The organism is Mycobacterium sp., assembly GCF_049608025.1.
In the GTDB taxonomy this organism is placed as follows: Bacteria; Actinomycetota; Actinomycetes; order Mycobacteriales; family Mycobacteriaceae; genus Mycobacterium.
In genome coordinates this window covers 17902-38527 of record NZ_JBMYXC010000010.1, presented here as the reverse complement: position 1 = coordinate 38527, position 20626 = coordinate 17902, and the positions used below count along the sequence as shown (strand labels likewise).

Below are 20626 nucleotides of genomic sequence, written 5' to 3'. Positions count from 1 at the left end.
AGGGAGCTACACCATGGTTGGTGACGAGGATGCAGTCGTCGCGGTGCTCAATCGGTTGCGCCGGGCCCAGGGACAGCTATCCGGGGTTATCTCGATGATCGAACAGGGTCGCGACTGCAAGGACGTCGTGACGCAGCTGGCTGCGGTGTCGCGCGCTCTGGACAAGGCGGGATTCAAGATTGTCGCGACCGGATTGCGGGAATGCCTTACCGGAGAAGCGGTTGACGGACAGCAACCGATGACTGAAGTCGAGCTGGAGAAGCTGTTCTTGGCCCTGGCCTGACGAGCACAACGAGAATTGGAGAAATTGTGAGCTACGCACTGTCAACGACGCTGAACACAACGTTTGAGGATGCGGTGGCACGTACCCGTAACGCACTGGCCGAGCAGGGTTTCGGAGTGCTGACCGAGATCGACATGAAAGCCACCCTGAAGGCGAAACTGGACGAGGACATGGAGGACTACCTCATCCTCGGGGCCTGCAATCCGCCGCTGGCCCACCGTGCGGTCGATGCTGATCGCCAGATCGGGTTGCTGTTGCCCTGCAATGTTGTCGTGCGCAGCGATACATCCGCCGGCGGCGACACGGTGATCGTCGACGCAATGAACCCTCAGGTGATGGTGCAGCTTTCAGACGGGCCGGGACTGCGCGCGGTCGCCGACGAAGCCGCCGCCAAGCTGCAAACCGCGATCGACTCCCTCGGGGCGCACTGATGGTTCTCCCCGACGGCCGTTCACGGTAGGAACAGCAGCGCCACCAGGATTGCCGTCGCGAAGCTGACCGTGGCGCCCCCGAGCACGAAAACCTCATTGCGCGGGGCCATCATCACAACTCGGTCCGAGACCACCGGGCTGGTTCTGATCTGATGCGATCGCCGGTACCCGAGCCCCAGGACAATCAGCGCGAGCACCGCCGCGCCGAGCGCCAGCGCGGTCCGCGCCGGACCGAGCGGGCCGTGCTGACGAAGCAAAACCAGCGCGCCGCCTACCAAGAAGCCGAATGCGCTTCTCTCCCAGGACAACAGAGTGCGTTCCGCCGGCAGGCCCGGCTTGGTGAGTTCCCAACCGGGCATCTCAAGGCCCGGTCGGCGGCCCGACGACCACCACCACCAGTACCACCACGGTCACCGCGAAGATCGCGCCGCCGAGCATCAGCGGCACGTGGGTGCGTGGCAGATCCTGGTCGCGGCGCATCGCGGCCTGCACGAGTTGCCAGCGCCGTACCGCTTGCGCCGCCAGCAAGCCACCCCCGGCGGTCAGTACCAAGCTCAGGCCATGCCGCACGCCGGGAATGCCGAATTCCGGCACGAACTGCACGACCGCGATACCGCCGGCGATCAAGGCCAGCGAGGTGCGTATCCAGGCCAGGAAGGTCCGCTCGTTCGCCAGTGTGAACCGATAGTCGGGTTCCTGTTGGTCGATGACTTCGGAGGATCGTTCGCGATCGGCAGAACTCATGAAACCGCATTTTCTGGGGCGCTCATCATTGGTAGCAGCGTACGTCCACACCGGGCGGCAGGTGCCGAAGTACGCAGCGTTGCTCTTGCCTGTTACTCCTGCTACACCTGATAAGACCTAGTGACCCGCGCCACGCTCTGAGGAGGCGACATGCGTCGTCCACCGACTCACCCGGCCGAAGGGCTCACCAAAGAACCCCGGCCTGCAACAGAACCCCGGCCTGCAACGGGGTACGCCAGGTTCATCGGCCGGGTCGGCGCACTCGCGGTATTTCTCGGAGTCGGAGCGGCGCTCGCCATGCCGGACGCACACGCAGACAGCGACGGCTCATCGTCGTCTGGTTCGTCCAGTGACTCGAGTGAATCGGGTGCGTCGAGTGAATCGGGTGCGTCGAGTGAATCGGGTGCGTCGAACGAGCGCACTACGACAAGCCCGGAGAACGACACCGCGCCCAGCGACCAACGTGATTCGGACGGCGACGACTCCGACAACGCATTCGCCGACGCCGAGACCGAGACCGCCGCGGGGGCAGAAACCGAGACTGAGACCGCCGCGGGGGCAGAAACCGAGACTGAGACCGCCGCGGGGGCAGAGACAGAAGACCTGGCCTACGTCGATGACGAGTCGGACGACACTGGCGCCTCGACCGGCTACTCCGCCCTGCAGTCTCCCGGCGGCAGCCAGAGCGCGCCCCAGGAGATGGCCGTCGACGAAGACCGGGCCGCGGCCGCCACCGAGACCTTGACCGTCGGGGCGCCGCAGCACGCCTCGTTCGCCCAGTCGGACGTCGAGGATCCCAATGCCCCGGTGGCCGCCCTGGCCCAAGCAGCGGTGGTGGCCTACCCGCGACGCCAGGTCGGCACCGAGGTCGATCCAACCGCACACGATCCAACAGCAGACGATCCAACAGCCGCCGGTCAGGCCACCGCGCAGCAGAACAGCGCCGACATCGAGTTGAGCAACCAGGTCAGTCCGCTGGGCACCCCGGAGCAGATCGCCCGCGAACGGATGGCCATGGAGACCGCCAAGTCCCTACCGGTGGCCGTCATGAAAGTGCTTCTGCGTTGGGGCTTCCTCGCGGCGGCCAAGGAGCAGTTCGCACTCGTCGGTGGCCCCGACGAGGCTAACCGGGCTGCACTGGACGACGCGGTCGACGAGTACGCGCTCGCAGCGGCGTTCCAACAGCAGATCCTCAACCCCATGAATCCAGCGGTGGTCACCCAGGTCGCGCCGCCACACAACTGGTACGGCCTCGACGTCGACGGCTCGCGCCTGCTCTACGACAACCCGGACACCATCTACCGCTTCATTCCGGTCAACAAGACCTCGGAGTACGTTCTGACCGGACGGATGTACGAAGGTATCCCCGCCGACACCACCTTCAGTGTGCTCGAAGGACTCGCGGGCACGACATCGACGATCCTGAGTTTGCAGGATATCGACGTCAGTGCGGACGGCACGTTCGTCATCACCGTCAGTGGTGAACCCGCGGCACCCGGGCAGAAGAACCATCTGCAGCTGACCTCCAGCTCTACCCTGATCGCGGCCCGAAACACGTTGGGCGACTGGGATATCGAGGAGCCGATGGAGCTCGCCGTACACCGGGTCGAGGGGCCACCCAATAGTCTGTTCGCCCAACTGGGCGGGTTCGTGTTCCTCGGCGCGCTGGTCAACGACAGCCCGTTCTTGACGTCGCTGGTGTCACTCATCCCCCCGCTGGGCATCGCCGAGACACCATTTGTGACCGGTCCGCTGGCCGCCACGATCATGCTGGTCAGGGGAACCAACCAGGAAGCCGAGTACATGGCGCTGGCGACCACCGACACCGACACTGGTGAGCTCCGTCCGCCAAATGTGATGACGCAACCGGCGAGCAACGCAGAGTTCCTGGCCAACCAATTGCAAAGTAACGGCTATTTCCAACTGGCCGATGACGAGGCCCTTGTGCTGACCATCGACCCAGGAAACGCCGGATTCGTCACAGTTCCGGCCTACAACGTCTGGACGATCACCGACGACTACTGGAACGAGCAGACGAGCCTGAACAACGACCAGGCCGTCGCCAACCCGGATGGGACATACACCATGGTGGTCTCGATCGCTGATCCCGCCGTGGCCAACTGGATTTCCACCGGCGGGTTGAACCAGGGAATCATCTCGATGCGCTTCCAGAACCTCGACCCCAACTCGATGGCCGAACCGGGAGTCCAATCGGTCTTGGCCAAGCTTGAGGATCTCGAGGACCACCTGCCGGCGGGCACGGTTTTCGTGACACCCGAGGAGCGGGCGGCGCAGCTGGCAGCGCGCAGGGCCGGCTTCGACAAGCGTTGGGCGCCTTACCCACAAGCCTGAGGTTCCGCGAGTCCCACGAGCAGCACGGCCGCACCGGTTGGTTACCAATGGCCCTGTCTCCCAAGCCGGCCGGGTCCTAACGTCAGTGCTGCGATCGCCGCTGGTCACCAAACTTGCAGGCGAACGCGTCGTGCGCTGGTGCAGAGCTCCGCCCGGCCCGACGAGGACGACCAGAGGCCTTATCCGACATGACCATCGAGGCAAGGACACTACCGACTGTGCCGACATCCGAAGGCCGCGAGAGTTTGAAGACACTTCCCCTCGCCGAGGTTGAGAAGATGCTCAACAGCTCGGCGGACGGCTTGAGCGAGGCCGAGGCGAGTGCCCGGTTGGCCCAGTACGGTCCCAATGAGATCGCCGATCACAAGACCAACCCGGTGCTGAAGTTCCTCTCCTACTTCTGGGGCCCCATCCCCTGGATGATCGAGGTCGCTGTCATCCTGTCCGGGGTGGTCGGCCACTGGCCCGACTTCTTCATCATCCTGGTGCTGCTGATCGCCAACGCGGTGGTTGGCTCCTGGGAGGAGTATCAGGCGGGCAACGCCATCGATGCGCTGAAAGCCAAACTGGCGATCGACGCCCGGGTCCAGCGCGACCACCGTTGGCGCACGCTCCCGGCACGGGATCTGGTTCCTGGCGATGCAATTCGACTGCGCCTGGGCGACATCGTGCCCGCTGACGCCCGACTGCTCGCCGGTGACCCGATAGAGGTGGATCAGTCTGCGCTGACGGGCGAGTCCCTTCCGGTCAGTGTCGGCCACGGGGAGGCCGTGTTCTCCGGATCCATCATCCGCCGCGGGGAGATCGGCGCGCTGGTCTACGCCACAGGCGCGGGCACCTACTTCGGGCAGACCGCCGAACTGGTCCAAGACGCCCACACTGTCAGCCATTTCCAGCGCGCGGTCCTCAAGATCGGCAACTACCTGATTCTTCTTGCGGTAGTGCTGGTCGCGGTGATCGTGGCCGCATCCCTGATGCGCGGGAACGCGGTGCTCACCACGCTGCAATTCGCACTGGTCCTGACCGTCGCGGCCATCCCGGTGGCGATGCCGACGGTGCTATCGGTGACGATGGCGGTCGGGGCGCGACTGCTGGCCAAGAAGCAGGCGGTGGTCAGCCGGCTTGTCGCCATCGAGGAGCTTGCCGGGGTTGATGTGCTGTGCGCCGACAAGACCGGCACCCTGACCCAGAACGCGCTTACCCTCGGCGAACCATTCAGCGTCGGCGGTGTCGATGCCGGCGAGGTGGTTCTCAACGCCGCGTTGGCCTCCCGGGCCGACAACAACGACCCGATCGACCTGGCGATCCTCGGCGCCCTGCCCGACGCCACCGCCCTCGACGCCTACCAGGTGGCCCACTTCCAGCCGTTCGATCCGGTCCACAAGCGCACCGAAGCCGCGGTCGAGGCCGCCCCGGGGGCAACGTTCCGGGTCAGCAAGGGCGCGCCGCAGGTGATCCTGGCGATGTGCCCCGATACACACGTTACTGACGAGATCACCCGCGTAGTCGACGGATTCGCGGCCCGCGGCTTCCGCGCACTGGGCGTGGCCCGCGCGGAGGCCGACGGTCCGTGGCGCTTCCTGGGAGTGCTCCCCCTGTTCGACCCGCCCCGCCCCGACGCCGCGTCCACCATCACCGCGGCCCGCCAGATGGGCGTGGGCATCAAGATGGTCACCGGCGACGCGTTGGCGATCGCGAAGGAGACCGCCACGAAGGTCGGGCTCGCCGGTGACATCCGCGGCGCAACAGAGTTGGGCGACGCGCAGGGGGACGAGTCGATCGCGTTGATCGAATCCGTCGAGAGCGCCGGCGGTTTCGCGCAGGTGTACCCCGAACACAAGTTCCACATCGTGGATGTCCTGCAGCATCGGGGCCATATCGTCGGGATGACCGGCGACGGTGTCAACGACGCGCCCGCGTTGAAGCAAGCCGACTGCGGTATCGCGGTGTCCGGCGCCAATGATGCGGCCCGGGCTGCCGCCGACATCGTGCTGCTGACCCCCGGTCTGTCGGTGATCATCGACGCGATCCGCGAGAGCCGACGGATCTTCCAACGAATGAACAGCTACGCGATCTACCGCATCGCCGAAACGCTGCGCGTGCTGCTGTTCATCACGCTGACCATCCTGGTGTTCAACTTTTATCCCTTGACTGCAGTCATGATCGTGATTCTCGCGCTGCTCAACGACGGTGCGATCCTGTCCATCGCCTACGACCGTGTCCGGTACCGCAACCGGCCCGAAGTCTGGGACATGCGGACTGTGCTCGGGATCGCCACCGTCCTGGGTGTGGTCGGGCCGGTGGCCTCCTTCGGGTTGTTCTATCTGGGCGATCGGGTCTTCGAACTGGACCGTCCGCAGCTGCAGACGATGATGTATCTCATGTTGTCGGTGGCCGGGCACCTGACGATTTTCCTGACCCGTACCCGAGGCCCGTTCTGGTCGATCCGGCCGGCTCCCGTCCTGTGGATCGCCGTGCTGGGGACTCAGTGCATCGCCACTGTCATCGCCGTCTACGGACTGTTCATGACCCCCCTGGGCTGGGGTTGGGCCCTATTCGTCTGGGGGTACGCCCTGGTATGGGCGCTGGTCACCGACCGGGTGAAACTTCTGGCCTACCGAGTCCTCGACCGGACGGGAGAACAAAGGGGCCGCAGCGCGGTACCCGCCGGCGAGAACTGACCAAAGGCCCTCCGCAAGGTGTCTTTGTTCTGCTGCTGTCCGGCTCACGCAAGGCCGACGATTGAAGAGACGTCCACGAGCGAGGAGCAGAGATGATCGATTATGAACTGGACACCACCCACTCGGTCCTGAGGGTGAGGCCGCAGTCATCGCTGGACAAGAACGACTTTGCCGAACTGGCCAAAGTCGTTGACCCCCAAATCGAAGCCGGCGGCGATCTCGCCGGCCTCATCATCGACGCGCCCCACTTTCCCGGCTGGGACAGTTTCGGGGCCCTGGTGACTCACATACGATTTGTGCGCGATCACCAAAAGCATGTCAAGAAGGTTGCCGTCGTCACCGACTCGCACCTCGGCGATTTCGCCGAGCACCTAGCGTCTCATTTCATCACTGCGGAGATTCGCGCGTTCCCCGCGGATCAGATGGAGCAGGCCAGGCAGTGGATCATCGGTGCGGCGTAGGTCACCCTAGGACAGCAATCCCTCTTTGACCAGCCAGGACCGCGCTACCAGCGCGGGATCTTCGCCGTCGTTGTCGACCCTGGCGTTGAGGGCCAGCATCACCTCGTTGGTGAGTTTCGGGTTCAGCTGCCCGAAGATCTCTGCCAGTTCCGGGTGCTTGGCAAGCAGGTCGGAATTGACCACTTCGGTGAGGTTGTAGAGCGGGAAGAACTGTTTGTCGTCTTCGAGCACCCGCAGGTCCAACGCCGGAATTCGACCGTCGGTGGTGAACACCTCACCAAAGTTGCATTCGCCCTGAGCAGTTGCCGTATAGATGACACCGGTGTCCAGCGTTATCACATCACCCAGGTCGGCTTTGGACAGACCGTAGGTCTCCAGCATCGGCACGAATCCATCGTTGCGGCTTGCGAACTCGCTCTCCACGCAGAAGGTCAGCTCCGACCGGGGTAGCTTGGCGAGATCTGAAAGCTTGGTGACCCCGAGTCGCTCAGCGGCTGACTCCCGAATTGCGAATGCGTAGGTGTTGTTCATCGGCGCGGGTGGAAGCCAGGTCAGCCCGTTGGCCCGGTCCTCCTCATTGACCGCGCGCCACTGCGCTTCCGAGCCCTTGATGGGGTCTTCGTGACCGAGGTAGTTGATCCACCCGGTGCCGGTGTACTCCGGCGCCACGTCGGCGTCGCCACTGATCAGGGCTTGTCGGACGCCGAAGCTGCCCGGGGTGTTGGTCATGTTGGTGACATCCGCGCCGGCCGCGTTGAGGATGATCGAAAGCATATTGCCGAGGATCAACTGCTCGGTGAAATCCTTTGCCGCTACTGTGATTTTGACGCCGTCGAGTGAGTCATAGTGCTGGATCGACCCCGGCTCCGCCTGGAGCACCGTCCCGCTCGCGGACTCCAGCCCACAGCCGACCAGCGCCATAGCCGCGGCGACGCTCCCGATGAGCATCCTCAGGCCACGCCGGTGCCGACGGCGGGGCCATCGCGCGACGGAGGTCTGCATGCTGATCACAGTCCTTTCGGCGCGGCGAGCATTTCGACGACGCGAGCCAGCCAGTCGATGAAAAGCGCAAGCGCGGCAACAAGAACGGCGCCGACGATCAGCGTGACGGTCTGTTGCAACTTGATGCCGGTGGTGATCAGCTGACCCAATCCGCCGGATCCGGTGAACGACGCCAGCGCGGCGGTACCGACGATCAGCACCAGCGCAGTGCGGACCCCGGCGATGATTACCGGCATCGACAACGGTAGTTCCACTCGCAGCAGCGTTGCTGCGCTCGACATTCCCATTCCACGTCCGGCCTCCACCAGTCGCGGATCGACACCGTCGAGACCGGTCACCGTGTTGGCCACAATCGGAAGGGCGCCGTAAACGACGAGGGCGACGACCGCGCCCAGCGGACCGATGCCGAAGATCACGGCGCCGAGTGCGATCAGGCCGATCGCCGGCGCGGCCTGTCCGAAGCCGGCGACGGTGATGATCGGCTTGGAATAACGCCGCATGCCACCGCGCGTCAAGGCTATCCCCAGCGGTATCGCGATCACACACGTCAGCACAGTGGCCGCCAGGCTGACAGTCAGGTGCTCCTGCAGCAGCGTCAACAGGTTCGGCACCCCGAGCGACCGCTGTTCTGATGCGGACACGTCGGCGAGCTGAACGTAGATGAGGCAACCGGCCACCGCCGCAACGCACGCCAGCGGCTGCAGGATCCAGCGGCCGAGGCCGAGCCGTCGGGCTCCACCGTCGGCCGCGGCGCGGTCGAGGTCAGCGCCGTCGAGGTCAGCGCCGTCGCGGTCGGTCACCGCTGTGCTCACCGGGTCGGCTCCCCCGCACGCACGGCGCTGCGCCCGCCGGAGATCGCATCCATGATGGTCTCCACCCGAATCACGCCCTGGTAGGCGTTGCGCCGACCGGTGACCACCACGACGCCGTGCGATGACGTCAGCATCTCGTCGAGCGCATCGTTGAGCGTCGAAGCGAGATTGACGCACGCGAGGTCCTCATCACGCGACACCTTCGTCAGCGATCGGGGATTGGCAAGCTCGTCCAGCGACACCCATCGTTGGGGACGCTCCTGCGCATCCAACACGACCACGTGCTCCCGATCGATCGCTCGCGCGGAACGCGCCGCTGAGGCCGGATCGTCGCCGATGTGAGCCACGGCCGCCTCGTGTAGTTCGACATCGCGGATCCGGCTGAGGGTCAGCTGCTTGAGGGCCGCCCCGGCGCCCACGAAATCGCGGACGAAGTCGTTGGCGGGATTGGTGAGGATTGCTTCCGGGGTGTCGTATTGGACGATCTTGGAGCCGGCCTGCAGGATCGCGATTCGGTCACCCAGCTTGACCGCCTCGTCGAAGTCGTGGGTGACGAAGACGATGGTCTTGCGAAGTTCGTCCTGCAGGCGCAGTAGTTCGTCCTGCAGTCGTTGACGGGTGATCGGGTCCACTGCGCCGAAAGGCTCGTCCATCAGCAGAACCGGAGGGTCGGCGGCCAGCGCCCGAGCCACGCCCACCCGCTGCTGCTGCCCGCCCGACAGCTCCCGGGGATAGCGGTCCCGGTATTGCGCGGGATCGAGGCTGACCAGATCGAGCAACTCGTCGACCCGGTCGGCGATGCGCTTCTTGTCCCATTTGAGCAGGCGGGGAACGATCGCGATGTTGTCCCCCACGGTGAAGTGCGGAAACAGCCCGGCTCCCTGGATGACATAGCCGATATGGCGACGCAGTTCGTCGGGGTTTCGCTGGGTCACGTCGTCGTCGCCGATCAGAATCCGACCGCTCGTCGGCTCGATCAGGCGGTTGATCATCTTCATGGTCGTGGTCTTTCCGCAGCCGGAAGGCCCGACGAACATCACGATCTCCCCGGCCGGGATTTCGATGGTGACGTTGTCCACCGCGGGGCTCGAGGTATCGCCGTAGCGTTTGGTCACACCATCGAGCAGGATGCGAGCGGCGCCGGCCGGCGCCGACTCGTCGAGCTCGACTCGATCGGATGTCGCCAGGTCAGACACGGATTCCCCTTGCAGTGGTGAGTCGGGTGAGGATGTTGAGCACGGTGTCGAGGATGACGGCCAAGATGAGGATGCCGACGGTGGCCGCCACGATGGAGTTGGTCGCGTTGGCGCCACCCATCCTGGAGATTCCGGAGAAAATGTAACCGCCGAGCCCCGGCCCGAGCGCGAACGCCGCAATCGCCGCGATGCCCATCAGCATCTGGGCCGACACCCGCACACCGGTCATGATCACCGGCCAAGCCAGCGGCAGCTCCAGTCGCAGCAGGGTGCTCATCCTGCTCATCCCCATCCCGCGCGCCGATTCCACCAGCGTCTGGTCCACACCGGAGAGCCCGACGACGACGTTGCGCAGAATCGGGAACACCCCGAAGAACGACAGCATGATCACCGACGGCAGCACGCCCAGGCCGACGACGCCGACAAGCACTCCCATCAGGGCATACGACGGGATTGTCAGAGCGACGGCGGTAACGGTATTGCCCGCGGCCACGCCCCAGGGAGAGCGGTAGATGAGCACACCGATGATGACCGCGATCACCGTGGCGATGGCCAGAGTCTGAACGACGAGGCTCATATGCTGGTAGGCCAGGAACGACAAGACCGTCCAGCGGTCTTGGACGAATTCGGCCAAGCTCATGAAATTACTGATGCCTCACAGTGTCGTTTGCACCAACCTGTCACATTTCCGCCTGCCTGTCTCGTGTACTCCACGGATGGTCAGGCCGGCCTTCAGCCGACTGGCTGTGCGAACAGGGTGACGGAACACATGAGAGCGGCGAGCACGCCGAAACCGATCTTCTTCGGCAGCGATTCGGTGGTACGCAGCGCAACGACCGCCTGGATCGCGTAGTAAGCGGCGAAGGCGCGGGAGGCGAGAGCCACGATCAGGTAGGTGTCCACGGTCGCGGCCAGCGCGATCGCGGCGAACCCGCCGACGAGGAACGGCCTGGGTCCACTCATCCAAGGGGACAGTCGACGCAGGTCCCCGTCGACTGCGGCGGTGTCGGCGACGGCGGCGCTGAACTGGCTCAGGACCGCAGATGCGACGAGCGGAAACGCGAGGAACGGTGCGACGCGAGCCGTGATGTCCAGCAGGGTTTCGTCGGCGCCGGCATCAGTGCCCAAACCCATCACGGGCGTCGCCACCAAAACGAAGCCCACGTAGATCGACGCGGCGATGCCCTGCGCCAACCTCGAGGCCCAGACGCGGGTTTCGGCGTTGTACTCGTCGGCGAGGTAGCGCACGGTTTCGAAACCCTGCACGGTGATGACGATTCCCCCGAGCACCAGCAACGTCGCCACAATGCCCTGGTCGGGAATCGGCGGGAGCGTCAACTCGGCATCCCCGAGCAGCACGTGTCTGTTGTGGAGCAACAGCGTCGCGCCCAGCACCGTGGTCAAACCGAGCACGGCGACCAGGGTGACCCGATCGAGCTTGTCGAGCCCGGAGAATCCCCGCACAATCCCGATGGCGACGATCAACACCACCGCCCCGCACGCGACGACGCGTTCGGCGACCACCGAACCACCGTCCACCAGGTAGCTGATCAGATACACAGCCATGATGCGCAGGTACAGCGCCACCGAGATCACGTAGGCGACGGCGATGACTCCGTCGGCGAGCCACCCGAGACGGGCCGTGACGTGATCCAGTTCGCCAGCGTCTTCGAGCGGTTCCACCACCCGGACGCCATGCCGGATCGCGGTGCCGACCCACCAGGCCACGGCCGACACGGCGATGGCTCCGAACACTGCCAACGCACCGAGGGTCCGCTCCAGCACCGGGACGACGATCAGCAGCCCCGACCCCAGGATGGACGCCAACGGAGTCACGGTTGCGGCCAGCACGCCGCGAGGACTGACCGCCGCCGTACCTGGCTTTCGCAAGCGGGTTACCTGTCTGTGCGGGGGTGGTGCCTGGAGTTCTGCGGGGTCATTCTGCTACGGCGGTCCGTTGAGTGGTGCTCCGCGGCCCGGCTCGGCGCAGGCCCGACCCCCGACCCGGCGCCGTCGGGCAAGATACCTGCCAATGCCATCCTCGCTCAGCGACGTGCTCGCCACCCTGCAGCTCCAACGGGTAGCCCCGGCGCTGTTCGTCGGCCGGCAACTGCCTGCGCCGGCCAACCACATCCTGGGCGGTCACATCTGCGCTCAGGCCTTGCTGGCGGCCAGCCAAACCACACCGGGCCGCGCACCGCACAGCGCCCACACGTACTTCCTCAAGCCCGGCGATTCCCGCCTGCCGGTCGAGTTCGAGGTGACCGAACTCCAAGAGGGCCGGGCGTTCTCGGCGCGCCGGGTCAGTGCCCGCCAGAACGGCCAGCTGTTGCTCGAGGCAATGTCTTCGTTCAAGATCGCCGACGCCGGACCCGCTCAGATCGGGTACCAACCACCGTTCCCGGAAGTGCCCCCACCGGAGTCATTGCCCAGGGTTCCATCTCATTTCGCGGAGTCCGGGGAGGCTACCGCGGAGCATTGGGCGAGCCTGCGCTGGTTCGAGCGACGGATCGTCGACGCTGAGCAGGCACCGCCCGCGCAGTCGCGGATCTGGTGGAGACCCGATGGTGACGTTCCCGACGACCCTGCATTGACGGCGACACTGGTGGCCTACCTGTCTGCGGTGACCCTGACCGAGCCGGTCTACGCCGCTCGCGGAAGCGCCCGCGGATCGGCCCAGCGCGACCACTCGGTGTGGTTTCACGCACCGGCAGTACTGCCGGATTGGCTTCTCTACGAGCAGTCTTCACCAAGCAGTGCCGGCTCGCTCGCGCTGGCAACCGGGACGATGTTCAACCGAGACGGCGGTTTGGTGTGCACCGTGCGGCAGGAGATGTACTTCCGTCCGACTGCCTCGGTCCCGACTGCGACAATACGGCCATGACGAGTGCGGAGCACCCGCCGCGCAGCGGTGACTTTCCGGTGCACTGGCCGGTACTGACTCGGTGGACCGACAACGATATGTTCGGCCACCTCAACAACGCGGTGTATTACGCGCTGTTCGACACGGCGATCAACGCGTGGATCAACACCACCACGGGCACCGACCCGCTGACTGCGGCGTGGCTCGCGGTGGTGGCGGAGTCGGGCTGCCGGTACTTCTCCGAGCTGACCTTCCCCGATCCGCTGGCGGTGGGGTTGGCCGTCGAACGCCTGGGACGTACCAGCGTCACGTACCGGCTCGGGGTGTTCCAGACAACCCACAACGCCGGTGATGCCGCTGATCAGCCGGTCGCCGCGGTCGGGCATTGGGTGCACGTATACGTCGACCGCAACCGACGCCGACCCGTGCCCATACCGAACGAGATCCGCCCGCTGCTGGAAAGCGCCCGAACGGCCCCGCAAGAAACCGCGTGACCCGCAAGACTCGGTGTTGAACCCGACAGGCTGTCAGGTCCAGGCCCGGTCACGCCAGCGCCACGCGCTGTCATGGAGGAACTCTGCCAACGTCCGCGGCGGCCGATGCAGGAGGCGCTCCAGCTCATCGGTGATCGGCTGGTTCTGTCTCAGCCGGGTCAGCGTGTAGACCGCGGACATGAATCCGATGCTGTCCCAACCGACACCGCGCCGCCGCAGCCGACGGGCGAACCGAATGAGGCCGGGGCTCGTGTACGTCACCGGGTAGCCCAGCTCGGCGGTCAACGCTGCGGCCACCTCGGTCATGCTGAGCGCGGCCGGGCCGGTCAGGTGATGCACGACGTTGCGATGCTCCTCGGGATGCAGCAGCGCCAGCGCCGCCACCGCCGCGGCGTCCCGCGCGTCCAGGAAGGTCGTACGGCCGCGGCCCGCCGGAATGAACAATTCCCCACGCTCGGCGATGTCCTCGCCGTGCGTCGAGATATGCCGGTGCAGGTTCTGCATGAAGAAACTGCACCGCAGCGCCGTCCAGGTCATCGCGCTGTCCCGCAGCGCGGCCTCGACCGTGTAGTGCGGGATGAACCGGACCCGGTCGGCCCCGAACACCGACACGTACACCACGTGGCGGCATCCGGATTCCTGAGCCCGCTGCACAAACGGAACGATCGCCTCCCTTGCCGCCCGGTTGCCGGGTAACGGAAACAACAGGAAAAGCGCCCGCACACCGGCCAAGGCGGCGCCCCAGGTCGATCGATCAAAGAAGTCCAACCGAACCACTTCGGCCGCCACGCCGGGTCTGCGGGCCCTCAACGTGTCGGGGTTACGGCTGGCGATCCGCCACTGCAGCCCGGCCGACTCGCGACTCAGGAGGTCGACCAGTTCATCACCCACGTTTCCCGTTGGTCCGGTAATCAACAGCACTACGTGTGATTACCACATGGCCGCCGGGCCCCGTCCACAGGCGGTGGCCGAAGCCGCGAATCGATCGGCGCCCATGCCGGGAACGGCGTTAGCTCACTGTTCGCCCATTGCGGGGTGCAGTTCGGCGAGTGCCAGCAGGTTGTCGAGATACTCCTCGACAGAGGAGTGGGCGAAGGAACTCGAGACGATCGTGGCACCGAGGTCGGCGGTCTGGTGGATGGAGTCTTGAGTCCGGCCAGGCTCGTTGATCGGGTCGAGTCTTCGAGCTGGGGGCAAGACGACTTCGAAACCCTTTGGCAGATCCACTCGTTGCAGCCACTCCTGGGCCTGCGCCGGTGCCACGTTGAACGGGCACCAGCCGTCGCCGAAGGCGGCCGCGCGCCGCAAGGAGCGAAGGGTGCGACCACCGACCCAGATCGGTACCCGCTCCTGCACTGCGCACGGGTCAACGACGAACCCCCCGAACGAATACAGCGCGCCGTGATACTCGGGCTCCGATTTCGACAGTGCGGCCCGCAACGCCTTCAACGCATCCTCTGCCCGCGGGCCGCGGTCGTCGAACGGCGCCCCGATGAGATCGAACTCCTCCCTGAGTGTCCCGACGCCGACACCGAGGATCACCCGTCCGCCGCTGACCTTGTCCAATGTGCCGTACCGCTTGGCGATCTCGAGCGGATGGTGGTACGCGAGCACCAGCACGTTGGTCGCGAAGCGGATCCGCTGGGTGCGCGCCGCGAGGTACCCGAAGGTGGCCAGCGGATCCCAGTATCGGGCGCCTCGGCGCTTTACCTCGGCAACTGGCAGCGCGACGTGTTCGCTGCAGGTGAGGTGGTGGTAGCCCAACCGATCGGCCGACTCGGCAATTCGGGCGAGGTCCTCGATCGAGCCGTCCCGTTCCCAACGGCCGGCGCCTGCCGTCATCGTGACCACTGGAGTCGCCACCGACAGTTTCACATCCGCTGCGTTGGTCATACCTGCATGATCCGCTAACCGCATCGCCGGGAGTCGACGGGCGTCCCCCGCCCGTGTTTCTCCCTCAAGGAACGCGCGCTGACCGGAAGGTGCCGCGGGTCGCTCCGAAGACGCGAAGGCCGAGGGTCGCTACGGTATTCGGTCCAAGAGATTGCGTGCGGCAGCGGTCACCAGACCCCGGTCGTAGGACATCACGAATTCGAATCGCCGATCGCAGTCCGCCCCGATCACCGTACGGGGCTCCTGCTCTCGCGCGATGAGCGCGGCAGCGGTATTCGCACCCAGTGCGATGACCGTCCATTCCCTACACAGGGGATCGTCAGGGCCCAGAGCGACGCCGCGGACACCGCGACCCAAATCGTTGGGGAGGTTCTTGCCGAAGACGGCGATGAGTGGACATCGGTCGGCCAACACCTGATAGCTCCGCAGCGTTTCGCCGGTGAAGTACTTGTCGTGCTGAAGCGCCGTCAACACAATCGATGTCTCCGCCCCGTACTCCGCTTGGCTCTCGATCTGGCGTGAGAACGCCATCAAGGTCGCCTTTCGTGCAGTGCGGACCGGCATTTCGGCCGAGACGAGGTCGAACGGCGAGCCCGCAACCACCGGGGCAGCCTGCTTCAGCAGTGGCGACGACCGGGCCGAACTCACCGCGCTGTTCAAGGCTGCGGGGCGACCGAATTTGTAGCCCTGCCCCAGGGTTGCGCCCAACGCCAAGGCCTGCTCCAGATGCTCGTCGTTCTCTATGCCTTCGGCGATGATGACGGCGTTGGTTCGTTCTTGATACGCCAGCACGGCCGCCAACGTACGGGCTTGTCCGTACTGGGGCTGGGCTTGCACCAGCTCCATGTCGAGCTTGATCACATCGGGGCAGATGACACAGAGCAGCGCCAGCGAATCAGGGTGCGCGCCAATATCGTCGAGCGCGATCCGGAAACCGTGTTTGCGCAGCGCGGCGACTTTTCGCAGCAGCGCATGAGGATGCGTCAGCAGGCCCCGCTCAGTCAGCTCGAAGACCACCTGCAGCTCCTCGGCGCGACGGTCGAGAACCTCACCGGCCACCGGGCCTCGGTAGCTGGTCGATGCTTCGCAGTTGATGCAGAGCACCGCTCCGCGTCCCAGGGAGCCCCGCAGGGCAGTGTCGATCGCCGAATCGATGCACAGCTGGTCGAGCCTGTCTGCGGTACCGGTCCGCGACGCGTGCTCGAAAACGGCGGTCGGGGTGCCGACGTTCATGCCGGGCCAGCGCGAGAGCGCTTCGTATCCCACGATGCGCTCGTCGGGCAGGGAAACGATCGGCTGGAACACCGAGCGCAGGCCTCGCCCCGCGCTGGCGGCGGACAAATCATCTGCCGCATCGTCCGTTACCGCATCGAACTCCTGCGGGACCTGCCCCGTCACGATGGACCGAGTGGTCGGGTCAAACCGGGAATGATGACGTCGTCAACGAGTTCCCGCACCGTCCCGTCGGTGGGTGGGCGGCCCGGCATGAGGAAACGAAAAACGAGGTAGCCGGGCAACACATCCCAGATGTCGTCGCTGATCGCGGCCGAGTCGATTTCACCGCGATCGACGGCCTGGTCGAACACGCGATTGACGACCTCGCGGCGTTGCTCGATGAACTCCCGCTGCAGAACCTCGCTCAGGGCGGGGTTGCGTGGCAGCTCGGAAAGCACTGCGCTGATCGTACTCGCGTGCAACTCGGCCTGCGCTCGAACCAGCGTTCCCAGGACCAACAGATCCTCCCGCAGCGATCCGGTGTCCGGTGCGACGACAACCTGTCGTACTCCTTCGGTGAACGCGGCCAAGACCAGTTCGGCTTTGGAGGGCCAGCGCCGGTAGACGGTGGCCTTGCTGGCCCTGGCGCCGGCGGCGACCGCGTCCACAGTGAGCCGGTCATAGCCGTGCTCTTGCAACAGGTTCAGGGTGATCTCCAAGAGTTCACTCTCCCGCGCGGACAACGGGTTGGACGGACTGGCGGCGCCGCGACCGCACGGTGTGTGTGCGCCCTCACCCATGGCCCTTCGACTCCTTTTGAAGTAAGGCGCGAACCAGGGGACGCGGCCCGTACGGTCGCAGCATGCTGCTGGCCGGGCGCGGACGCACGCGCAGCGGCCACCAGAACCAGCGACCCAGCAGGGTAGCGATCGACGGCGTCATGAAGGCCCGAATGATCAGCGTGTCCAACAGCAAACCAATGGCGATTGTGGTCCCCAGTTGGCCGAGCACACGCAGGTCGCTGAGCAGGAACGCTGCCATGGTGACGGCGAACACCACGCCCGCGGAGGTCACCACACGACCGGTATTGCCCATCGCGCGAATGATGCCCGTCTTGAGGCCCGCATCAAGTTCCTCCTTGAAGCGTGACACCAGCAGCAGGTTGTAGTCGGATCCCACTGCGAGCAGCAGGATGATGGCCAACGGCAATATGACCCAATACAACTGGATGCCGAACAGGTACTGCCACACCAGGACCGACAAGCCGAATGCGGACCCGAGGGAGACTGCCACCGTGCCCACGATCACCAGAGCCGCAACGAGGCTTCTCGTGATGAACATCATGATGAGCAGGACCAGGCTCAACGCGGCGATCGCGGCGATCAACATGTCGTAGCGCGCGCCATCCTGAATATCCTTGAAGGTTGCCGCTGTTCCGGCGATGTAGACATCGGAGCCGGCCAGCGGGGTGGCCTTCAGCGCCTGCGTAGCGGCCTGTCTGATCGCGTCGATGTGCGAGATCCCCTCAGGGGTAGCAGGTTCTCCCTCGTGGGAGACGATCATCCGCGCCGCCCGGCCATCCGGCGACATGAACAATTTCAGGCCGCGCTTGAAGTCCGGATTGTCGAATGCCTCAGGGGGGAGGTAGAAGGAGCCGTCGTCCTTGGCGTCGTCGAAGGCCTGCCCCAGAGCGGTGGCGTTATCGGTCAAAGCTTCGGTCTGAGCCAGGATCCCGGATTGGGTGGCGTAGTTCGACAGCACCAACTCTCGGTTGACTTCTTGACTGGCGATCTGGTCAGGTATGAGTGCCAGGAGTTTTGGCTGCAGCTCGGTCAATTTGTCCAGGCTGGCGGTGATCTCGCCGAACTGTTCGGTCAGGGAGTTGATTCCGTCGATTGCGTCGAAGATCGACCTGAGAGCCCAGCAGACCGGGATGTTGAAACAGTGCGGCTCCCAGTAAAAGTAGTTGCGCAGCGGCCGAAGGAAGTCGTCAAAGTTGGCGATCTTGTCCCGGAGATCTTCGACAGTTGCCACCGTCACGTGGAACGCCGCTGCTTGTTCGTCGGTAGCAGCGGCGGCCTGTTCCTGTAGCGCGTACTGCTGCTGCAGCAAGGCGATCGACTTCGATATTTCGCCGGCCTGGGTGAGCAGTTCGTCGGTCCGGTCTTTCTGGTGATTCAGATTCATTATCTGGCCCGCGCTTTGGGCGCTGATCTGAAACGGGATCGAGCTGTGCTTGATCGGCGTTCCCAACGGACGGGTGATCGACTGCACCTTCGCGATCCCAGGAGTATGCAGGACGCTCTTGGCCACCTTCTCCAGGATGATGAAGTCGGCAGGGTTGCGCATGTCTCGATCGGACTCGATCATCAGCAGTTCGGGACTGAGGAGCGCCGAAGAGAAGTGGCGTTCAGCCGCCGCGTAGCCGATATTCGCCGGCGAATCTGCCGGTAGATAAGGGCGCACGTCGTAGCTTGTCTTATAGCCGGGCAGCGCCAGCAGACCGAGCGAGGTGACCACGACCGTCGCGACCAGAATCGGCCCGGGCCAGCGCACGATGGCGGTTCCGATCCGGCGCCATCGGAAACTTCGCAGTTGGCGTTTGGGCTCGAGGAAGCCGAAGTGACTACCGGCGGTGATCACGGCGGGCGTCAGGGTGACTGCCGCGGTCAATGCGACCAATACACCCAGTGCCGCCGGCACCCCGAGAGTCTGAAAGTAGGGCAGGCGGGTGAAGCTCAAGCAGAAGACGGCGCCGGCGATGGTCAGGCCCGATCCCATCACCACGTGCGCGGTTCCCGAGTACATCGTGTAGTACGCAGTCTCCCGATCCTGGCCGGACTGTCGAGCCTCGTGGTATCTGCCGAGAAAGAAGATCGCGTAATCAGTGCCGGCGGCGATGACCAGCAGGGTGAGCAGGTTGGTCGAGTACGTCGAGAGCCCGATGAACCCGAAGTGCGCCAGCGCCGCGACGATGCCCCGGGCCGCGCTCAGCTGCACAACCACCGTGAGTAGTACCAGGATCGTCGTACCAACCGAGCGATAGATCAGGAACAACATCGCGGCGATGACCAGCATGGTGATCGCCGTGACCCGGTCAGTACTCTCGCTGCCGACCTCGAATTGGTCGGCAACCAGCGGCGTCGCACCGGTTACATAGGTGGAGACACCCTCTGGCGGCGGCAATCCGGCCACGATCTCGCGAACCGCGTCGACCGACTCGATCGACAGCGCCTCCCCTTGGTTTCCCCGCAGGTAGATCTGGGTGTAGGCAGCCTTACCGTCGGAACTCTGCGAGCCCGCTGCCGTCAGCGGATCTCCCCAGAAGTCCTGAACGTGTTCGACGTGCTTGGTGTCCTCGACCAGGCGCTGAACGAGGGTGTCGTAGTACCTGTGCGCTTCGTCGCCCAGGGGCTCGTCCCCCTCCAGGACGATCATCGCGCCGCTGTCGGAATCGAATTCCTCGAAGACTTCGCCGATCCGTTTCATCGCCTTCATCGAAGGCGCGTCGGTTGGGCTCTGCGCGACGTTCTGTTCCTTGCCGACCACCTCCAGCTGCGGTACCCCGATATTGGTCATCGCGGCCAGGCCGATCCACACCAGGATGATGAGCGCCGAAAGCCGGCGAACGATCCCCGCCACCCGGGTGCGCTGCCCTATGCGGTTGCGGCTCACGAGGACTTGTCGAGACAGAAGGTGAACGCATTGACGTTGTCGGACACCCGCTCATCGGTGACGACACCGTCGACAACGATGCGGCAACCGATGGAATTGCTGTCACCCTGGGCGTTCACATTGGCGAAGACCGACGGATCGGTTGTGGTGATCGTGTGGGACCAAGGCAGCGTCGTGCCGACGACCGACTGCGGCTGGGCGTTGACGTCCATGTAGTTGACAGTTGCCACCGTGCCGGGCGGGCCGAACACCTCGAGGACGACCTCCTTTGGGTTGAACGCGACGATGTCATCGATGACGGCACCGCCCGCGGATGCATTCGGATCGGACCCGAAGATGCCGTGCAGCCGATAGACGCTGAACCCTGCGGCCGCGACAACCAGCACGGTGACCAGCACCATCCACCATCGGGTTACCAACTTCCCTATCGAAATCCCCTTCACCCCTGGGCCTTTCGAGTGCGGTTCAAAAAACGGCGGCCCGCGACTGGCGCGGGCTGCATTGTTCAGGACAGTACGGTACGG

Annotated in this window: 20 protein-coding genes; 7 read left to right on the top strand and 13 right to left on the bottom strand. The window is 64.9% G+C overall.

The window, feature by feature from the left end:
- Nucleotides 1-13 precede the first annotated feature (13 nt).
- Together ACPGXI_RS05590 and ACPGXI_RS05585 are read left to right on the top strand one after the other, a co-directional pair.
- A complete protein-coding gene (locus ACPGXI_RS05590) occupies nt 14-283 on the top strand; it encodes a metal-sensitive transcriptional regulator (protein WP_526650761.1) in 270 nt (89 codons plus the stop codon).
- A 26-nt stretch (nt 284-309) separates the two neighbouring features.
- A complete protein-coding gene (locus tag ACPGXI_RS05585) occupies nt 310-714 on the top strand; it encodes a DUF302 domain-containing protein (RefSeq protein WP_526650657.1) in 405 nt (134 codons plus the stop codon).
- A 20-nt stretch (nt 715-734) separates the two neighbouring features.
- On the opposite strand, the gene ACPGXI_RS05580 is transcribed toward ACPGXI_RS05585, so the two are convergent.
- Nucleotides 735-1073, bottom strand: a complete 339-nt coding sequence (locus tag ACPGXI_RS05580) for a DUF202 domain-containing protein (RefSeq protein ID WP_526650655.1) — start codon at nt 1071-1073, stop codon at nt 735-737.
- 1 nt (nt 1074) lies between these two features.
- Nucleotides 1075-1458 (bottom strand): DUF202 domain-containing protein, encoded by a 384-nt coding sequence (locus tag ACPGXI_RS05575; RefSeq protein ID WP_526650653.1) that lies wholly within the window; start codon nt 1456-1458, stop codon nt 1075-1077.
- A gap of 150 nt (nt 1459-1608) precedes the next feature.
- On the opposite strand from ACPGXI_RS05575, the gene ACPGXI_RS05570 reads away from it, so the two are divergent.
- The 3 genes from ACPGXI_RS05570 to ACPGXI_RS05560 all read left to right on the top strand — a co-directional run bounded on the left by ACPGXI_RS05570 (nt 1609) and on the right by ACPGXI_RS05560 (nt 6952).
- Nucleotides 1609-3810 carry a hypothetical protein gene (locus ACPGXI_RS05570; RefSeq protein ID WP_526650651.1) on the top strand — a complete coding sequence of 734 codons (2202 nt, stop codon included), beginning with the start codon at nt 1609-1611 and terminating at the stop codon, nt 3808-3810.
- Between the two features lie 188 nt (nt 3811-3998).
- Entirely contained in the window at nt 3999-6491 is a 2493-nt protein-coding gene (locus ACPGXI_RS05565; protein WP_526650649.1) for a plasma-membrane proton-efflux P-type ATPase, read from the top strand.
- Nucleotides 6492-6583: 92 nt separating this feature from the next.
- Nucleotides 6584-6952 carry an STAS/SEC14 domain-containing protein gene (locus tag ACPGXI_RS05560; protein ID WP_526650647.1) on the top strand — a complete coding sequence of 123 codons (369 nt, stop codon included), beginning with the start codon at nt 6584-6586 and terminating at the stop codon, nt 6950-6952.
- Between the two features lie 6 nt (nt 6953-6958).
- Here the strand turns inward: ACPGXI_RS05560 and ACPGXI_RS05555 are convergent, their stop codons facing one another.
- The 5 genes from ACPGXI_RS05555 to ACPGXI_RS05535 all read right to left on the bottom strand — a co-directional run bounded on the left by ACPGXI_RS05555 (nt 6959) and on the right by ACPGXI_RS05535 (nt 11852).
- Nucleotides 6959-7900 (bottom strand): glycine betaine ABC transporter substrate-binding protein, encoded by a 942-nt coding sequence (locus ACPGXI_RS05555; RefSeq protein WP_526650759.1) that lies wholly within the window; start codon nt 7898-7900, stop codon nt 6959-6961.
- 59 nt (nt 7901-7959) lie between these two features.
- On the bottom strand, nt 7960-8661 hold the full coding sequence (locus ACPGXI_RS05550) for an ABC transporter permease (RefSeq protein WP_526650757.1): 702 nt from the start codon (nt 8659-8661) through the stop codon (nt 7960-7962).
- Between the two features lie 101 nt (nt 8662-8762).
- Nucleotides 8763-9953 carry an ABC transporter ATP-binding protein gene (locus ACPGXI_RS05545; RefSeq protein ID WP_526650755.1) on the bottom strand — a complete coding sequence of 397 codons (1191 nt, stop codon included), beginning with the start codon at nt 9951-9953 and terminating at the stop codon, nt 8763-8765.
- 1 nt (nt 9954) lies between these two features.
- Nucleotides 9955-10602, bottom strand: a complete 648-nt coding sequence (locus ACPGXI_RS05540; RefSeq protein ID WP_526650645.1) for an ABC transporter permease — start codon at nt 10600-10602, stop codon at nt 9955-9957.
- A 92-nt stretch (nt 10603-10694) separates the two neighbouring features.
- Nucleotides 10695-11852: an Aq_097 family APC-type transporter gene (locus tag ACPGXI_RS05535; protein ID WP_526650643.1), complete on the bottom strand. Its 1158-nt coding sequence runs from the start codon at nt 11850-11852 to the stop codon at nt 10695-10697.
- A 142-nt stretch (nt 11853-11994) separates the two neighbouring features.
- Between ACPGXI_RS05535 and ACPGXI_RS05530 the strand changes: the two genes are divergently transcribed.
- Together ACPGXI_RS05530 and ACPGXI_RS05525 are read left to right on the top strand one after the other, a co-directional pair.
- Complete coding sequence (locus tag ACPGXI_RS05530; protein WP_526650641.1) at nt 11995-12846, top strand: acyl-CoA thioesterase; 852 nt, start codon at nt 11995-11997, stop codon at nt 12844-12846.
- Complete coding sequence (locus ACPGXI_RS05525; RefSeq protein WP_526650639.1) at nt 12843-13319, top strand: acyl-CoA thioesterase; 477 nt, start codon at nt 12843-12845, stop codon at nt 13317-13319. Before ACPGXI_RS05530 ends, ACPGXI_RS05525 begins: the two co-directional genes overlap by 4 nt.
- A gap of 33 nt (nt 13320-13352) precedes the next feature.
- On the opposite strand, the gene ACPGXI_RS05520 is transcribed toward ACPGXI_RS05525, so the two are convergent.
- From ACPGXI_RS05520 to ACPGXI_RS05495, 6 genes are all read right to left on the bottom strand, one after another.
- Nucleotides 13353-14240, bottom strand: coding sequence for an NmrA family NAD(P)-binding protein (locus ACPGXI_RS05520; protein WP_526650637.1), 888 nt, complete (start codon nt 14238-14240; stop codon nt 13353-13355).
- Nucleotides 14241-14333: 93 nt separating this feature from the next.
- On the bottom strand, nt 14334-15212 hold the full coding sequence (locus ACPGXI_RS05515; RefSeq protein WP_526650635.1) for an LLM class F420-dependent oxidoreductase: 879 nt from the start codon (nt 15210-15212) through the stop codon (nt 14334-14336).
- A 129-nt stretch (nt 15213-15341) separates the two neighbouring features.
- The gene (locus ACPGXI_RS05510; RefSeq protein ID WP_526650633.1) at nt 15342-16610 is read right to left on the bottom strand and encodes a sensor domain-containing phosphodiesterase; all 1269 of its coding nucleotides are present in this window, start codon (nt 16608-16610) and stop codon (nt 15342-15344) included.
- The gene (locus tag ACPGXI_RS05505; protein ID WP_526650631.1) at nt 16607-17227 is read right to left on the bottom strand and encodes a TetR/AcrR family transcriptional regulator; all 621 of its coding nucleotides are present in this window, start codon (nt 17225-17227) and stop codon (nt 16607-16609) included. Before ACPGXI_RS05505 ends, ACPGXI_RS05510 begins: the two co-directional genes overlap by 4 nt.
- Complete coding sequence (locus ACPGXI_RS05500) at nt 17220-20102, bottom strand: MMPL/RND family transporter (RefSeq protein ID WP_526650629.1); 2883 nt, start codon at nt 20100-20102, stop codon at nt 17220-17222. The genes ACPGXI_RS05505 and ACPGXI_RS05500 overlap by 8 nt, the downstream gene beginning before the upstream one ends.
- On the bottom strand, nt 20099-20545 hold the full coding sequence (locus ACPGXI_RS05495) for an MmpS family transport accessory protein (protein ID WP_526650627.1): 447 nt from the start codon (nt 20543-20545) through the stop codon (nt 20099-20101). Before ACPGXI_RS05495 ends, ACPGXI_RS05500 begins: the two co-directional genes overlap by 4 nt.
- Between the last annotated feature and the right edge of the window lie 81 nt (nt 20546-20626).

Coding starts and splice junctions, on each gene's coding strand:
- ACPGXI_RS05530 (WP_526650641.1), top strand. CDS start 11,995: ATGCCATCCTCGCTCAGCGACGTGCTCGCCACCCTGCAGCTCCAACGG.
- ACPGXI_RS05580 (WP_526650655.1), bottom strand. CDS start 1,073: ATGCCCGGTTGGGAACTCACCAAGCCGGGCCTGCCGGCGGAACGCACT.
- ACPGXI_RS05525 (WP_526650639.1), top strand. CDS start 12,843: ATGACGAGTGCGGAGCACCCGCCGCGCAGCGGTGACTTTCCGGTGCAC.
- ACPGXI_RS05565 (WP_526650649.1), top strand. CDS start 3,999: ATGACCATCGAGGCAAGGACACTACCGACTGTGCCGACATCCGAAGGC.
- ACPGXI_RS05515 (WP_526650635.1), bottom strand. CDS start 15,212: ATGACCAACGCAGCGGATGTGAAACTGTCGGTGGCGACTCCAGTGGTC.
- ACPGXI_RS05560 (WP_526650647.1), top strand. CDS start 6,584: ATGATCGATTATGAACTGGACACCACCCACTCGGTCCTGAGGGTGAGG.
- ACPGXI_RS05590 (WP_526650761.1), top strand. CDS start 14: ATGGTTGGTGACGAGGATGCAGTCGTCGCGGTGCTCAATCGGTTGCGC.
- ACPGXI_RS05555 (WP_526650759.1), bottom strand. CDS start 7,900: ATGCTCATCGGGAGCGTCGCCGCGGCTATGGCGCTGGTCGGCTGTGGG.
- ACPGXI_RS05575 (WP_526650653.1), bottom strand. CDS start 1,458: ATGAGTTCTGCCGATCGCGAACGATCCTCCGAAGTCATCGACCAACAG.
- ACPGXI_RS05570 (WP_526650651.1), top strand. CDS start 1,609: ATGCGTCGTCCACCGACTCACCCGGCCGAAGGGCTCACCAAAGAACCC.
- ACPGXI_RS05540 (WP_526650645.1), bottom strand. CDS start 10,602: ATGAGCTTGGCCGAATTCGTCCAAGACCGCTGGACGGTCTTGTCGTTC.
- ACPGXI_RS05505 (WP_526650631.1), bottom strand. CDS start 17,227: ATGGGTGAGGGCGCACACACACCGTGCGGTCGCGGCGCCGCCAGTCCG.